The 14,325-nt window shown below is 64.5% G+C and carries 12 protein-coding genes and 1 riboswitch; of the genes, 11 read left to right on the top strand and 1 reads right to left on the bottom strand.

The window, feature by feature from the left end:
• The 4 genes from LO50_RS09120 to LO50_RS09105 all read left to right on the top strand — a co-directional run.
• Positions 1-1,399 (top strand): ABC transporter permease (locus LO50_RS09120; RefSeq protein WP_044314781.1); only part of this gene is annotated, 1,399 nt, incomplete at its 5' end.
• Positions 1,400-1,439: 40 nt separating this feature from the next.
• Positions 1,440-1,937, top strand: coding sequence for a transcription elongation factor GreB (gene greB / locus LO50_RS09115; RefSeq protein WP_014820332.1), 498 nt, complete (start codon positions 1,440-1,442; stop codon positions 1,935-1,937).
• Between the two features lie 311 nt (positions 1,938-2,248).
• A complete protein-coding gene (locus LO50_RS09110) occupies positions 2,249-3,184 on the top strand; it encodes a triacylglycerol lipase (protein WP_044314780.1) in 936 nt (311 codons plus the stop codon).
• A 62-nt stretch (positions 3,185-3,246) separates the two neighbouring features.
• Complete coding sequence (locus LO50_RS09105) at positions 3,247-4,260, top strand: lipase secretion chaperone (protein WP_044314779.1); 1,014 nt, start codon at positions 3,247-3,249, stop codon at positions 4,258-4,260.
• 6 nt (positions 4,261-4,266) lie between these two features.
• Here LO50_RS09105 and LO50_RS09100 read toward each other — a convergent pair whose 3' ends face one another.
• The gene (locus tag LO50_RS09100; RefSeq protein WP_044314778.1) at positions 4,267-5,682 is read right to left on the bottom strand and encodes an MltF family protein; all 1,416 of its coding nucleotides are present in this window, start codon (positions 5,680-5,682) and stop codon (positions 4,267-4,269) included.
• A gap of 168 nt (positions 5,683-5,850) precedes the next feature.
• Between LO50_RS09100 and LO50_RS09095 the strand changes: the two genes are divergently transcribed.
• The 7 genes from LO50_RS09095 to LO50_RS09065 form a co-directional block, all read left to right on the top strand.
• Positions 5,851-6,657 carry a TatD family hydrolase gene (locus tag LO50_RS09095; protein ID WP_044314777.1) on the top strand — a complete coding sequence of 269 codons (807 nt, stop codon included), beginning with the start codon at positions 5,851-5,853 and terminating at the stop codon, positions 6,655-6,657.
• Positions 6,658-6,766: 109 nt separating this feature from the next.
• Complete coding sequence (locus LO50_RS09090) at positions 6,767-8,236, top strand: methyl-accepting chemotaxis protein (RefSeq protein ID WP_044314776.1); 1,470 nt, start codon at positions 6,767-6,769, stop codon at positions 8,234-8,236.
• A 204-nt stretch (positions 8,237-8,440) separates the two neighbouring features.
• A riboswitch (guanidine-I (ykkC/yxkD leader) is annotated at positions 8,441-8,540 on the top strand.
• Positions 8,541-8,710: 170 nt separating this feature from the next.
• A complete protein-coding gene (locus LO50_RS09085; RefSeq protein WP_044314775.1) occupies positions 8,711-9,526 on the top strand; it encodes an ABC transporter permease in 816 nt (271 codons plus the stop codon).
• Positions 9,523-10,407 carry an ABC transporter ATP-binding protein gene (locus LO50_RS09080; protein WP_236690574.1) on the top strand — a complete coding sequence of 295 codons (885 nt, stop codon included), beginning with the start codon at positions 9,523-9,525 and terminating at the stop codon, positions 10,405-10,407. Before LO50_RS09085 ends, LO50_RS09080 begins: the two co-directional genes overlap by 4 nt.
• Position 10,408: 1 nt before the next feature.
• Positions 10,409-11,137: an urea amidolyase associated protein UAAP1 gene (locus tag LO50_RS09075; RefSeq protein WP_044314774.1), complete on the top strand. Its 729-nt coding sequence runs from the start codon at positions 10,409-10,411 to the stop codon at positions 11,135-11,137.
• A 13-nt stretch (positions 11,138-11,150) separates the two neighbouring features.
• Positions 11,151-11,786 carry an urea amidolyase associated protein UAAP2 gene (locus tag LO50_RS09070; protein WP_003284547.1) on the top strand — a complete coding sequence of 212 codons (636 nt, stop codon included), beginning with the start codon at positions 11,151-11,153 and terminating at the stop codon, positions 11,784-11,786.
• A 158-nt stretch (positions 11,787-11,944) separates the two neighbouring features.
• A partial coding sequence (locus LO50_RS09065) for a 5-oxoprolinase/urea amidolyase family protein (RefSeq protein WP_044314773.1) occupies positions 11,945-14,325 on the top strand: 2,381 nt, incomplete at its 3' end.

The following is a 14,325-nucleotide window of genomic DNA, read 5'->3' as shown; positions in this document are numbered from 1 at the left end:
TGCCCTGCCGCCGCTGGCGGGGCTGGGGCGCGTGCCTCCGCTGCGCGTGCTGCGCCGCGACATGCTGCCGGTACCACCCAGCGCGTGGCTGGTCTATGGGACCGCGATTTTCGCCCTCGGGCTGATCATGTGGCGGCTGAGCCTGGATCTGAAGATCACGCTGGCACTGCTCGGCGGCGGGCTGCTCGCCACGCTGCTGCTTGGCGGTCTGCTTCTTATGGGGCTCAAGGCCATGCGCCGCCTGCTTGCCGGTGCCTCGCTGAGCTGGCGCCTGGGCCTCGGCCAGTTGCTGCGCCATCCACTGGCTGCCGCCGGACAGGCCCTTGCCTTCGGCCTGATCCTGCTGGCCATGGCGCTTATCGCGCTGCTGCGAGGTGAGCTGCTCGATACCTGGCAGGACCAGCTGCCGGACAACGCACCGAATCATTTCGTGCTCAATGTTCTGCCGGCGGAAAAGGATGCCTTTGCCGAGCGCATCGCGGCCATCTCGGACCATGCCGCGCCACTGTATCCGGTCGTGCCAGGACGCCTGATCGCGATCAACGGCGAGCCGGTGCGCCAGCTGGTCAGCAAGGAATCCCAGGGTGAGCGCGCGATCCGCCGCGACCTGAGCCTGACCTGGGCCGCCGAACTACCGAAGGACAATCACATCGTCGCGGGCACCTGGTGGGGCAATCAGGGCGACGCTGACATTCCCGGGGTATCCGTCGAGGCGGAACTTGCGCAAAGCCTGCAATTGAAGGTCGGTGATCGACTGTCCTTCACCATAGGCGGGCTGACACGCGAGGCCAGCGTCACCAGCCTGCGCGAGGTCAACTGGGACAGCTTCCAGCCCAACTTCTACATGATCTTCGAACCGGACACTCTCCAGGGCATGCCGGCCACCTACATGACCAGCTTCCACCTGCCGCCTGGCAAGGAACGCGAATTGGTTGAGCTGGCCCGTGCGTTTCCTTCGGTCACCCTGCTGCAGGTCGAGGCGCTGCTGGCTCAATTGCGCAGCATCCTTGCGCAGGTATCACTGGCCGTGGAATACGTACTGCTGTTCGTCCTGGCCGCCGGCCTGGCGGTTCTGTTCGCCGGGCTGCAAGCGACGCTGGACGAGCGCATTCGTCAGGGCGCGTTGCTCAGGGCGCTCGGTGCAGAGCGGGGCTTGCTGCTTCGTGCGCGCCGAGCCGAGTTCGGCCTGTTGGGCGCCGCCAGCGGCCTGCTCGCCGCACTCGGCTGCGAGCTGGTCAGCGCCCTGCTCTATCACTACGCATTCGATCTGCGCTGGCAGCCGCACCCATGGCTGCTGGTACTACCGTTGATAGGTGCTTTGCTGGTCGGTGGCGCCGGTCTGATCGGTACTCGACGCGCGCTGAATGCGAGCCCGCTGACCGTACTGCGCGAGAGTTGAAGCGCTACAATCGGCGACTTTTCAGCGAGGACGCAAATCCATGAGTCGCTATCGCCCACCGCGCCCGGCCGGCACGCCCCTGATCACCCCAGAAGGTGAGGCTCGACTGCGTGCCGAGCTGCACGAACTCTGGCACGTCAAGCGCCCGCAGGTGACCCAATCGGTGAGCGAAGCGGCGGCGCAGGGTGATCGTTCGGAGAACGCTGAATACACCTACGGCAAGAAGATGCTGCGAGAGATCGACAGCCGCGTGCGGTTTCTGACCAAGCGTCTGGAAAAGCTCAAAGTCGTAGGCGACCGGCCCAGCGACCCGAACAAGGTGTATTTCGGCGCATGGGTGACCCTGGAGGACGAGGATGGTGAGGAGTCGCGCTACCGAATCGTCGGTCCTGACGAACTGGACCTGCGCCAGGGCCTGATCAGCATCGATTCGCCCCTGGCGCGGGCGCTGGTGGGCAAAGGTCTGGATGCCGAAGTCCAGGTGCAAACCCCGACCGGGATGAAGCTCTGGTACGTGGTCGCTGTCGAGTATCAGTGACCGGCAGGTCAATATCGGACGAACCGGTCATCATCTTCGGCGATTGTGCTGACATCTAAAAGCGATTGGCGGCTAAAAAGCAAAATCATCACTTTCTTACCCAGGCGCCGTTTCGCTCGGTAACAATGACCGCACGCCGCACAGATATCACAGCAATATCACCTCCCGTCGTAATTGCCCGACTAGAGCGGACGCGCTCCCGCTCGGTGCTTATGGCACGAATGCTGCGCTCTTCAGCGCGCAGTACGCGCCATGCGCGGTTAACGGCAATGGACTGCCCACAGCCCGATTCACATTCGAAGAGTGCGTCCATGAACAAGAACAAAACCTTGCTCGCTCTCTGTCTCGGTAGCGCCATGGCGCTTGCCGGTCAGGCTCATGCTGCTACTGGCAGCGGCTACACCGCTACGAAGTACCCGATCGTGCTCGCCCACGGCATGCTCGGCTTCGACAGTCTGCTGGGCATCGATTACTGGTACGGCATCCCCAGCGCGCTGCGCCGCGACGGTGCGCAGGTCTACGTCACCGAAGTCAGTCAGCTCAATACGTCCGAATTGCGCGGTGAGGAGCTGCTTGCGCAGGTGGAGGAAATCGTCGCCATCAGCGGCAAGCCAAAGGTCAACCTGGTTGGCCACAGCCACGGCGGCCCGACCGTGCGCTATGTAGCCGGTGTCCGGCCGGACCTGATCGCCTCGGTAACCAGCGTGGGCGCACCTCACAAGGGTTCGGACGTCGCCGATCTGATCCGCAAGATCCCCGAGGGCTCCTCTGGCGAGGCGATCATCGCCGGACTGGTGAACGCCATGGGCAGCTTCATCAATTTCGTTTCCGGCAGCTCAAGCACGGCCCCGCAGGACTCTCTCGGCTCGCTGGAGTCACTCAACAGCGAAGGCGCCGCCCGCTTCAACGCCAAATTCCCGCAAGGCATTCCCACCACCGCTTGCGGCGAGGGCGCCTACAAGGTCAATGGCGTGCGCTACTACTCCTGGAGTGGCACCAGCCCGCTGACCAACCCACTGGATATCAGCGACGCCATGATGGGTGCCGGAGCCCTGGCATTCAGCGGGCCCAACGATGGACTGGTCGGGCGCTGCAGCTCGCACCTGGGCATGGTGATCCGCGATAACTACCGGATGAACCACCTGGACGAGGTCAATCAGTTCATGGGGCTGACCAGCCTGTTCGAGACCGATCCGGTCAGTGTCTATCGCCAACACGCGAACCGCCTGAAGAACGCGGGCCTTTGACGCGCGACTCTTCGTGAACCAGGCCGGGATCGTCGATCCCGGCCGCTATCACCGAGCACCCCATGAGCAAATACATAATTCTTCTGGTGCTGGCCGTGGCGCTAAGCCTGACCATCATGCAGAGCCGATCGACACCCAGCCCGGCTGCAGTGGCCGAATGGCCATCGGCTACCTCACCCGCCACGGCTGCCCCAACACCACCCCGGAAGCCGCTGAAAACCCAACCGGCATCGCAAGGCACGCCGCAGTTGCCGACGTCGTTCAAGGGCACCCAGGTCGATGGCCAGTTCCGTCTGGATGAAGCCGGCAACCTGCTAATCGGCGCCGAACTTCGGCATCTGTTCGATTACTTTCTCGCCGCAGCCGGAGAGGAGCCGTTGAAGAACAGTATCGAACGCTTGCGTCGATACATCGTCGCCGAGCTGCCGGAGCCGGCCCAGAGCCAAGCATCAGCAGTGCTCACGCAATATCTCAACTACAAGCGCCAACTGCTTGATCTGGAATCGACTTATTCGCGAACCACGGACATTTCAGCGCTACGCCAGCGCTTGAGTGCCGTGCAGGCGTTGCGCGCACGCGTGCTGGAGCCGGCTGTTCACCAGGCGTTCTTCGCCCTGGACGAGGCCTATGATCGCTTCAGCCTGGAGCGCCTGGCCATTCAAGCCGATTCAGCACTGGACAGCGAAGCCAAGGGCCGCGCCATCGACCAGTTGCGCGCCGGATTGCCCGGTGACCTGCAAGAGTTGCTCGTGCCGCAGCTGCAAAGCGAGCTGCGAGAGCGAACTGTCGCCTTGAAGGCCCAGGGCGCCAATGCGCAGCAGATCCGCCAGCTGCGCCAGCAGTTGGTGGGCAGCGAGGCTGCCACCCGACTCGAAGCGCTGGATCGACTGCGCGCGCAGTGGCAGCAACGGGTCGCTGTCTATCGGCAGGAACGTCAGCGTATCGAGGCCACTCGCGGCCTGGACGATGTCGAGCGTCGCAGCGCTATCGAGCAACTGGAGGCCGAGCAGTTTGACGAGGGCGAACGCTTGCGGCTTATCGCTGCCTTTCAGCAGCAGGAAGTGGCGGAGCGCTGAGCGCGGTCAGTTGGCCGCGGTCTTGCGATCGGCCTCGAGCAGATAGCGCTCGCGCTGGTAGGCCAGGTAGTACTTGTTGACGCTGTTGACGTATGCCACTACGCCCATGCCAACAGTTTCCATGGCGATACGCTCGACCTGGAAGAACCACTGATCCGGGTTCAGACCGCGCCGACGGGCTTCGGCGCGCATACTCTGCACCCGCTGCGGGCCGAGGTTGTAGGCGGCGAGAATGAACGCCATGCGCTCACGCTCGTTCAGTCGCGGGCTGGCGAAAAAGTTACGACGGATGTTCGCCAGATACTTCGCACTGGCCTGCACGTTGTTGTCCAACTGGTGGATGTTGCTGACACCCATCGCACGAGCCGTGGCCGGCGTCACCTGCATCAACCCCGTGGCACCGCCGGCGCCCCGCGCCGCGGGGTTCAGGGTGGACTCCTTGAACGCCAGGGCGGCGAGGTTCAGCCAGTCCAGCTCGATCTGTTCGGCATAGCGCTGCAGGGTCGGACGAACCTTTTCCAGACGCTGGCGGCCCACTCGGTCGAGCGGGTACTGGACCTTGTACAGACGCCGGTAGACGCGCTCGAAGGCGGCATCCTGGTTGTCTGGCAGGTCGAAATCCTTGAGAAAGCGATCAGCACTGGCGCGCAACATGCTGGCGTCGTTCCGCACGAACCAGTGCATGCTGGCCTTGTCGCCAAGGCTCAGGTGCTGCTCGATGCGCAGTTTCGGCATGACCTTGGCCCAGCGCTCGGCGATGGTCTGCTCGACCACGGTCGCCGGATAGACGCCGGCCTGCACCATCTCCAGCACATCCTCGACGGCCAACGTGGGGTCGACCCACTCGGCAACGATCGGCGCCAGCTTGCGCTCCATCAGTTGCTTGTTCAGCCGCGCGAGCGCCAGCCCTGCGGCGCTGCCAGGTGGCAACGCAAGGCTGCGCCCGGATAGCTGGTCCAGACGCTGATAGCGTGGGCCGCCCTGGCGGCCGACGAGCACCAATGACACGTCGCTGACTACCGGCCGGCTGCGGCTGATGCCTTTCATGCCCACCAGCGGCAGTAATTCGCCGGGCGCTACCAGATCCCCCTCGCCGCGCTGCAGCGCGCCAAGCAACTGATCCTTGGCTTTGGGAATGATCTTCAGGGTAATCGGCCGCGCGGATGCAGCATTGCGATTCAGGTACTGCTCGAAGGCCCGCAGCCGCGCGTACTCGACGCCAATCGCTTCGCCTTTCACCTCCCCGGAGCTGTTCCGGCTCTGATTGACCAGCACGCGCAGTACGCCACTACGGCGAATTTCGGCGAGATCACGTACCTTGTCGTTCGCTTGCCACGCCTCGGGGCCCGCCACGCGCGCAGTCGCCATCGTTGGCATCAGGGCCAGCAGCAGGCAGAACATGAGTGGCAGCAATCGTGGCATCGGGATGCACCGGTTTGAAGACGCAGAGAACGCTGGTGCGGTGCTCCCTGCCCGCAAAAGGTGGCAAAGGTTCTCACAGGTTGGCTTATTCCGCCAGTTTACTCTCCAAACTGGTTTAGCTATAACTCCTATATTATTGATTTAGTTAGCTTTAATCTCGAGGTATCCATGCAGCTTATCGACATCGGCGTCAATCTGAGCCACCCGACATTCGCCTCTAGCGCACCTGCGGTCGTCGACCGCGCCAGAGCGGCCGGCGTCGTGCAGATGGTGCTTACCGGCACCAGCCTCGAAGAAAGCGAAGCTGCTCTCAAGCTCTGTCGCCAACTGGACGAGTCCCGCCTGCACCTGTTCAGTACCGCGGGTGTGCATCCGCATGATGCGAGCCACTGGACGACTGACAGCGCCAGCCAGTTGCGCGGCCTTCTCGCCGAGCCCGAAGTGCGCGCAGTCGGCGAATGCGGCCTGGACTTCAATCGCGATTTTTCACCGCGACCGCTACAGGAGCGCGCGCTGGAGGAACAGTTGCAACTCGCCGTCGAACTGCAGTTGCCGGTCTTTCTGCACGAACGCGATGCCAGCGACCGGTTGCTGGCGATTCTGCGACCGTTTCGGGACCACCTCCCTGCGGCGGTGGTGCACTGTTTCACCGGTGAAAAACAGGCGCTGTACGGCTATCTCGACCTGGACCTGCATGTCGGCATCACCGGCTGGATATGCGACGAACGCCGCGGTACCCATCTGCATCCCTTGGTGAAGGACATCCCTACAGGTCGTCTGATGCTCGAGAGCGACGCACCTTACCTGCTGCCACGCACCCTGCGACCGAAGCCTAAGAGCGGCCAGAACGAACCGGCCTACCTTACGGAAGTACTGCGCGAAGTCGCGCTCCATCGCGGCGAGAGCGAAGCGTCGCTGGCGGCTCACACCACACGCTGCGCGCGCGCGTTCTTCGGCCTGCCGGACCTCGACTGAGTCACAGAAATTTCTCAAGCTCTGCCTCAGGCGGCCGTTAAATGTTCAGCCGCAGTGCAAGCAAGCGTTCCGCTACGCGCGCGCAACCTCCTATAGAAGAAGAGCAGTCATGGCCGTTTGGATTCGCGATCTGTCGCTCAAGTACAAGTTCTGGGCACTGAACATGGTGACCTTCGTCATCGCGTTGCTGCTGGTACTTTACGCCGTACAACTGGAGCAAAGCGCCCGTAGCGCCGACGCCGTCGCTGCAGCGCAGGCGCGTGCGTCGCTGCTGGCGAGCTGGCCGGCCGATGCTGCGCTGCCGCAGGGTGCGGACCTGATCGCGTTCCAGGCAGATCAGCGCGCCGCGGTCGAGGGTCAGGCTATCGCCGAAAGCGGCTGGACCACCCTCGCCCACGACCGACTGTTCTCCAGCAATCCCGTGGTCGGCGCCCACCTGATCTCCGCGACGAATGGTCAGAAGCTGGCTGTACTGGCCCGCGCGCCCAGCGCTGTTCAGGTACTGAGCGAGCACTTTTTCAGCTACGCCGTGGCGGTCGCGGTGCTGATGCTCGGCCTGCTCGGCGCTTCGCAACTGCTTATCCGCTTTCTGCTCAGCCACCTCAACACGCTCAAGGACGTCATGCTGCATGTCGAGCGCAGTGGCGACCTGCAGGCACGGGTTCCGCTGGACAGCCGTGACGAAGTCGGCCAGATGGCCAGCGCATTCAACGCCATGCAGGGCGGCTATCAACGCGTGGTCAGCACCGTCGCCCAGGCTGCCGCGCGTCTCGATGAGGGCGCCAGCCGGCTGGCCACGAGCATGAATGACGTGCACAAAGGCATGCGCGGTCAACAGGGTGAAACCGACCAGGCGGCCACGGCGATCAACGAAATGAGCGCCACGGTGCACCAGATCGCCGAGCATGCACGCGAAACTCGCGACCAATCACAGAACGCCGACCGCCTCGCAGGCGACGGCCATCGGGTGGTCGGCCGAGTGGAGAAGTCCATTTCCAGCCTGTCCCAGGGTGTGCAGCAGACCGGCGAGATGATCGAGCAGCTCGCTGCCGACAGCCAGAAGATCAACGGTGTGGTCAGCGTGATTCACAGCATCGCCGAGCAGACCAACCTGCTGGCGCTCAACGCGGCGATCGAAGCCGCCCGCGCCGGTGAGCAGGGTCGCGGTTTCGCCGTGGTGGCCGACGAGGTACGCAACCTGGCCAAACGCGTTCAGGACTCCACCGACGAGATCACCCAGATGATCACCGGACTGCAATCGATGACCCGCGACGCCGTGGAATTCATGCAGGAGAGCTCGCTCAAGGCCGACGATTGCGTGCGTGAGGCCCACGAGGCCGCCCAGGCCCTGGAAGCCATCGCCGAAGCCGTGGCGCAGATGCGTGAAAGCAACACGCAGATCGCCGTGGCCGCCGAGCAGCAGAGCCAGGTCGCCGAGGAGCTCAACCGCTCGGTTACCGGCATTCGCGACGTCACCGAGCGCACCGTGGAGCAAACCGTAAGCTCGGCCAGCACCAGTGCCGAGCTGGCCGCGCTGTCCACCGATCTGAGCCGGGCCATCGGCCAGCTCAAGCTCTAGCTTCCTGCCAATGCGGCGTTGCGCTCGTGCAACGCCCTCCGCGCTCGAAAAGCATGCACTGCCTCGAGCGCAGCCCCAAAACAGGGCATCCCCCTAGCGCTGCCCTTCCCCACGACGCCCGTAGCGCGCATTTTTTGTGCATTGGCATCGCTCTTGCTTTGCATCCTTTGCGAAGAAAAGCTGCTGCACCTGCGAAGACAATTTGAAATAGCTGACTAGGGTTCCGACTCGTTGACGCGAGTGGCTGGTCCGAGAGTTGGCGACCTCCAGCGAGGTTACACGGCGGGATAAAAGCCCGGGAGACAGCGTGATTGCACGCAGCTCCTGCGCTATTCCCAACACTGGAGGGTTTGCCATGTGCCCGCTCGAAACGGCTTTGCCGTTCTCCGCTCTGCCTTGTGCCAGGGCCTCTGCCGCACCCGAACTTCACAGTATTCCACCTGTTGCCGCGGCCGTTGCACGGGGCATCTGCCTATGCGTCTGATCAACCGCACTCCCGGACGTAGCGGCTGGTTGGCACTGGCAATTCTGCCCTTCGCCCTGCTGCTGGCGCTGTACCTGACCAACTCGGCCCAGCGCCTGGAACTGAACCCCAACGACAAGTTGCTGCCCAGCTTCGGCCAGATGAGCGCAGCCGTCGAACGCCTCGCTTTCACCCCCGACAAACGCTCCGGCGACTTCCTGTTCTGGCAGGACACCGCCTCCAGCCTCAAGCGCCTCGGCACCGGTCTTGCCATCGCGGCAGTGGCCGGCCTGTGCCTGGGTATCGTTGCCGGCACTCTGCCGCTGTTCAGCGCGCCGCTCTCGCCGTTGCTCACGGTGCTGTCGATGGTGCCACCGCTGGCGATCCTGCCGATTCTGTTCATCGTCTTCGGCCTGGGCGAACTGTCCAAAGTGATGCTGATCGTCATCGGTATCACGCCGATCCTGGCTCGTGACCTTGAACACCGAGCACGAGAAATCCCCCGCGAGCTGCTGATCAAGGCGCAAACCTTGGGCGCCAACACCTGGACCCTGATCCTGCGCCTGGTCCTGCCGCAGCTGATGCCGCGCCTGCTGATCAGCCTGCGCCTGGTGCTCGGTTCGGCCTGGCTGTTCCTCATCGCCGCCGAGGCCATCGCCTCCACCGATGGCCTGGGCTACCGCATCTTTCTCGTGCGTCGCTACATGGCGATGGACGTGATCCTGCCCTATGTCGCCTGGATCACCCTACTGGCCTGGGCCATGGACTACCTGCTGCGGCGCCTGACCCAGCTGCTGTTCCCCTGGTATGAAGGAGCCAAGGCATGAGCGAGAACAACGCCAAGGCACCCGTTGCCGCACAGTCGAGCCAATGCACAACGCAACCAGGGACTCGCGCAGGCGGCGACCCCGGCTCCTTCATTCAGGTGAAGAACGTCTGGCAGCAGTACGGCGATCAGGTCGTGCTGGAGCGCCTGAACCTGAACATCGCCGAAGGCGAGTTCTGCACCCTGGTCGGTGCCTCCGGTTGCGGCAAATCCACCTTTTTGCGGCTGCTGCTCGGCCAGGAAGCGCCCAGCCGCGGCGAGATCCTGCTCGATGGCCAGCCGCTGGCAAACGAACCGGATGCCAGCCGCGGCGTGGTCTTTCAGCGCTACTCGGTATTTCCGCACCTGACCGTACTGGACAACGTCGCCCTCGGCCTGGAACTGCCGCGCGCCCCGCTACTGGGCCGTCTGCTTGGTCACCGCAAGCGCGATGCCCGCGAGCAGGCCGCGCAGATGCTGCACAAGGTCGGCCTCGGCCATGCGCTGGACAAGTACCCGGCGCAACTGTCCGGCGGCATGCAGCAGCGCCTGGCCATCGCCCAGGCGCTGATCATGAAGCCCCGCGTGCTGCTGCTCGACGAGCCCTTCGGCGCACTCGACCCGGGCATCCGCAAGGACATGCATGAGCTGCTGCTGGAGCTGTGGCGGGAAACCCGGCTGACGGTGTTCATGGTCACCCACGACCTGTCGGAAGGCTTCACCCTCGGCAGCCGCATCCTGGTCTTCGACAAGCCGCGCATCGATCCCCACGCCCCGGGTGCCTATGGCGCGCGGGTGACCTACGACATTCCCTTGCACGAGGGCCGCCACGCGCCCGGCGCGTCCGCTGGCGTTCCGGTCGCCCTCAGCGAGAAATTCCGAACTGCCTATCAAGGAGCCTGACATGAGCGCTTCACTCGCGATCCGCCCCACGCTGTACGAGGAAACCGTTCCCGGTGGCGGCCACACCTCCTTCGTCCTCAAGCGTGGCCAGCTGCTGCGCCTGACCGATCTGGAAGGCGGCGCCAACGTCAGCTTGATGCTGCTCAACGCCCAGGAGAAGAGCGAGCGGCTGAACCTGCCCGACACCCTCAAGTGCCAGCACACCGCCAAACTCACCGCCGGTCATTGCCTCTACTCGGACATGGGCCGCGTACTCGCAGCCATCACCGCCGACACCTGCGGCTGGCACGACAGCTTTGGCGGCGTGCTGAACGCCGATGAAGTCGCCGAGAAGTACGGCCAGGGCCGCTATCAGGAACTGCGCAACGGCTTCTTCCGCAACGGCACCGACAACCTGCTGGTGGAGATGGGCAAGTGGAACCTCAACCTGCAGGACCTACTCATGGTGCTCAATCTGTTCAGCCAGGTGGACGTCACCGCCGACGGCACCTTTGCCTTCCACAGCGGCAATTCCAAAGCGGGCGACTACATCGAGCTGTACGCGCCAATGGACACCCTGGTGATCCTCACCGCCTTGCAGCATCCGCTGGACCCCAATCCGCTGTACGCACCCAAACCAGTGCAGCTGAGCTGGCACAAGGTCGAGAGCGATGGCATCAGCGTGCTCTGCCGCACTTCGCGTCCGGAGAACGGCCGCGGCTTCCACAACACCGAACGACTCTACATCTGAGGAGGTTGCCGACATGACCATCGTAGAAAGCAGCCTGCACCCCGAAACCGCCAGCTTCCGCCACCTGATCCCGGCCGGCGAGCCGTACCTGTTCGAAGTGAAGGCCGGACAGACCCTGCGCTTGCTGGATGTCGAGGGCAATCAAGCCATCGACACGTTGTTCTTCAGCGCGAAGAACCCGCGCGAACGCTTCGACCCGCAGCGCACCCTGCGCCGGCAGAACAAGGTCTATCTCACCGCCGGCACGGTGTTGTATTCCAACCTCGGCAACCCCTTGCTGACCATCGTCGCCGACACCTGCGGTCGCCACGACACCCTCGGCGGCGCCTGCGCCCAGGAGAGCAACGTGGTGCGCTACGCCCTGGACAAGCGCTACATGCACAGCTGTCGCGACAACTTCCTGCGCGCCAGCCTGCACGACGGCCGTCTGGAGAAGCGCGACATCGGCGCCAACATCAACTTTTTCATGAACGTTCCGGTGACGCCCGAGGGCGGCCTGACCTTCGAGGACGGCCTTTCCGCACCGGGCAAGTACGTGGAGCTCAAGGCCGAGCAGGACGTGATCGTGCTGATCTCCAACTGCCCGCAACTGAACAACCCCTGCAACGGCTGGAACCCGACGCCCGCCGAGGTGCTGGTGTGGGACTGATGGCGCTGTTACGACGCCACCTGCTGCCGCTGCTGCAGGCGCGCGCCGGGCAGCGGCCCGAGCTGCCGACAGCGAAGCAACCCTCCCCAACCACGGACGGCCGTGGCGCAGATGAATAAAGGCGGGACGGCCCGCCAGCCCTTCGAGGGTTACTGAACATGTTCGACAAACTTCTGATCGCCAACCGCGGCGCCATTGCCTGCCGCATCCTGCGTACGCTGCGCGCCCTGGATGTGAAAGGCGTGGCCGTCTACTCCGAGGCCGACGCCGCCAGCCTGCATATCCAGCAAGCCGACGAGGCCCACAGCCTGGGCGAAGGCCCGGCCGCGCAGACCTATCTGGTGGTGGAGAAGATTCTCCGCATCGCCCAGGAAACCGGCGCGAAAGCCATTCACCCCGGCTACGGCTTTCTCTCCGAGAACGCCGCCTTTGCCGAAGCCTGTGAAGCCGCCGGCATCACCTTTGTCGGCCCGACGCCAGAACAGCTGCGGGTGTTTGGCCTCAAGCACACCGCCCGCGCCCTGGCCAAACAACGCGGCGTACCGATGCTGGAGGGCACCGAGCTGCTCGACAGCCTCGCCGATGCCCTCGGCGCAGCCGAGCAGGTCGGCTACCCGGTGATGCTGAAAAGCACCGCCGGCGGTGGCGGTATCGGCATGCGCGTGTGCCGCTCGGCGGCGGAACTCGCCGAGGCCTTCGACGCGGTCAAGCGCCTGGGGCAGAACAACTTCAGCGATTCGGGCGTATTCATCGAGAAATACATCGAGCGCGCCCGCCATCTGGAAGTGCAGGTGTTCGGCGATGGTGAGGGCGACGTCATCGCCCTCGGCGTGCGCGACTGCTCGGTGCAGCGGCGCAACCAGAAGGTGCTGGAGGAAACTCCCGCACCGAACCTGCCGGCCGGCATGGCCGAGGCACTGTGCGAAGCGGCTATCACACTGGCCAAGGCCGTCGACTACCGCAGCGCCGGCACCGTCGAGTTCGTCTACGACGCCGAGGCCCAGCGCTTCTACTTCCTCGAGGTGAACACCCGCCTGCAGGTCGAGCACGGCGTCACCGAGCAGGTCTGGGGCGTCGATCTGGTGCGCTGGATGATCGAGCTGGCCGCCGGCGACCTGCCGCCGCTGGCGGAGCTGGCCAAGACGCTGAAGCCCAGCGGGCACTCGATCCAGGCGCGCGTCTATGCCGAAGATCCGGGCCGGGATTTCCAGCCGAGTCCCGGTTTGCTCACCGCCGCGAGCTTCCCGGCAGCCGACGGCAAGGCCCTGCGCGTCGATACCTGGGTCGAGGCTGGCTGCGAGATCCCGCCGTATTTCGACCCGATGGTCACCAAGATCATCACCTGGGCGCCGAGCCGCGAGGAGGCTCGCCAAGCGCTTGACGAGGCGCTCGGCGACACCCTGCTCTACGGCGTGGAAACCAACCGCGATTACCTGCGCCAGATCCTTGCCTTCACCCCGTTCGCCAGCGGCAACGCCTGGACTCGCTGTCTCGAAGGCCTCAGCTACAAGGCCGATACCTTCGAGGTCATCAGCGCCGGCACCCAGACCACCGTGCAGGACTTCCCCGGCCGCCTGGGATACTGGGCGGTAGGCGTGCCGCCGTCCGGCCCGATGGACAGCCGCGCCATGCGTCTGGGCAATGCCCTGCTCGGCAACGCCGAAGACGCCGCCGGGCTGGAAATCACCATGAGCGGGCCGATCCTGCGCTTCAACACCGACGCGGTGGTGGCGGTGACCGGCGCGGAAATACCGTTGAAGCTGGATGACGTGCCGCAGCCGATGAGCACTGCGCTGTTCATCCCGGCCGGCAGCACCCTGACGATCGGCACCATCGCCGGCGCCGGTGCGCGGTCGTATCTGTGCGTGCGCGGCGGTCTGCAGGTGCCGGAGTATCTGGGCAGCAAGAGCACCTTTACCCTCGGCCAGTTCGGCGGCCACGGCGGCCGCGCCCTGCGTGCCGGCGACGTGCTGCATCTGGCACCGCTGACCGACTCGTCTGCCGGCGCCACGCTGGCCGCCGAGCTGTGCAGCACCCTGCCGGCGGTGCGCGAAATTCGCGTGATCTATGGCCCCCACGGTGCGCCGGAATACTTCACTGAAGGCTATATCGAGCGCTTCTTCGCCACCGACTGGGAAGTGCACTTCAACTCCAGCCGCACCGGCGTGCGCCTGATCGGGCCCAAGCCCGAATGGGTGCGCGAGAGCGGCGGCGAAGCCGGTTTGCATCCATCCAATATCCACGACAACCCCTACGCCATCGGCGCGGTGGACTTCACCGGTGACATGCCGGTGATCCTCGGCCCGGACGGCCCGAGCCTGGGGGGGTTTGTCTGTCCGGTGACCATTATCGAAGCCGACCTGTGGCAGCTCGGGCAGCTTAAGGCAGGGGATAAAGTGCGCTTTGTCCCGGTGGATATCGCCACAGCGCGGGAGCTGGCAAGAGCCCGGCGCGAAGAGTGCGCGCTTGTCTCCCCTCTCCCTCCAGGAGAGGGGCCCAGGCGGCCCGCGATCGGGGTGAGGGCTGTTTCAACCGACAG

This window comes from Stutzerimonas stutzeri, assembly GCF_000935215.1.
Taxonomy (GTDB): Bacteria; Pseudomonadota; Gammaproteobacteria; order Pseudomonadales; family Pseudomonadaceae; genus Stutzerimonas.
Note: the sequence above shows the minus strand (reverse complement) of the source record. Positions and strands in the feature narration are given on the sequence as shown.

Coding starts and splice junctions, on each gene's coding strand:
- greB (WP_014820332.1), top strand. CDS start 1,440: ATGAGTCGCTATCGCCCACCGCGCCCGGCCGGCACGCCCCTGATCACC.
- LO50_RS09110 (WP_044314780.1), top strand. CDS start 2,249: ATGAACAAGAACAAAACCTTGCTCGCTCTCTGTCTCGGTAGCGCCATG.
- LO50_RS09105 (WP_044314779.1), top strand. CDS start 3,247: ATGAGCAAATACATAATTCTTCTGGTGCTGGCCGTGGCGCTAAGCCTG.
- LO50_RS09100 (WP_044314778.1), bottom strand. CDS start 5,682: ATGCCACGATTGCTGCCACTCATGTTCTGCCTGCTGCTGGCCCTGATG.
- LO50_RS09095 (WP_044314777.1), top strand. CDS start 5,851: ATGCAGCTTATCGACATCGGCGTCAATCTGAGCCACCCGACATTCGCC.
- LO50_RS09090 (WP_044314776.1), top strand. CDS start 6,767: ATGGCCGTTTGGATTCGCGATCTGTCGCTCAAGTACAAGTTCTGGGCA.
- LO50_RS09085 (WP_044314775.1), top strand. CDS start 8,711: ATGCGTCTGATCAACCGCACTCCCGGACGTAGCGGCTGGTTGGCACTG.
- LO50_RS09080 (WP_236690574.1), top strand. CDS start 9,523: ATGAGCGAGAACAACGCCAAGGCACCCGTTGCCGCACAGTCGAGCCAA.
- LO50_RS09075 (WP_044314774.1), top strand. CDS start 10,409: ATGAGCGCTTCACTCGCGATCCGCCCCACGCTGTACGAGGAAACCGTT.
- LO50_RS09070 (WP_003284547.1), top strand. CDS start 11,151: ATGACCATCGTAGAAAGCAGCCTGCACCCCGAAACCGCCAGCTTCCGC.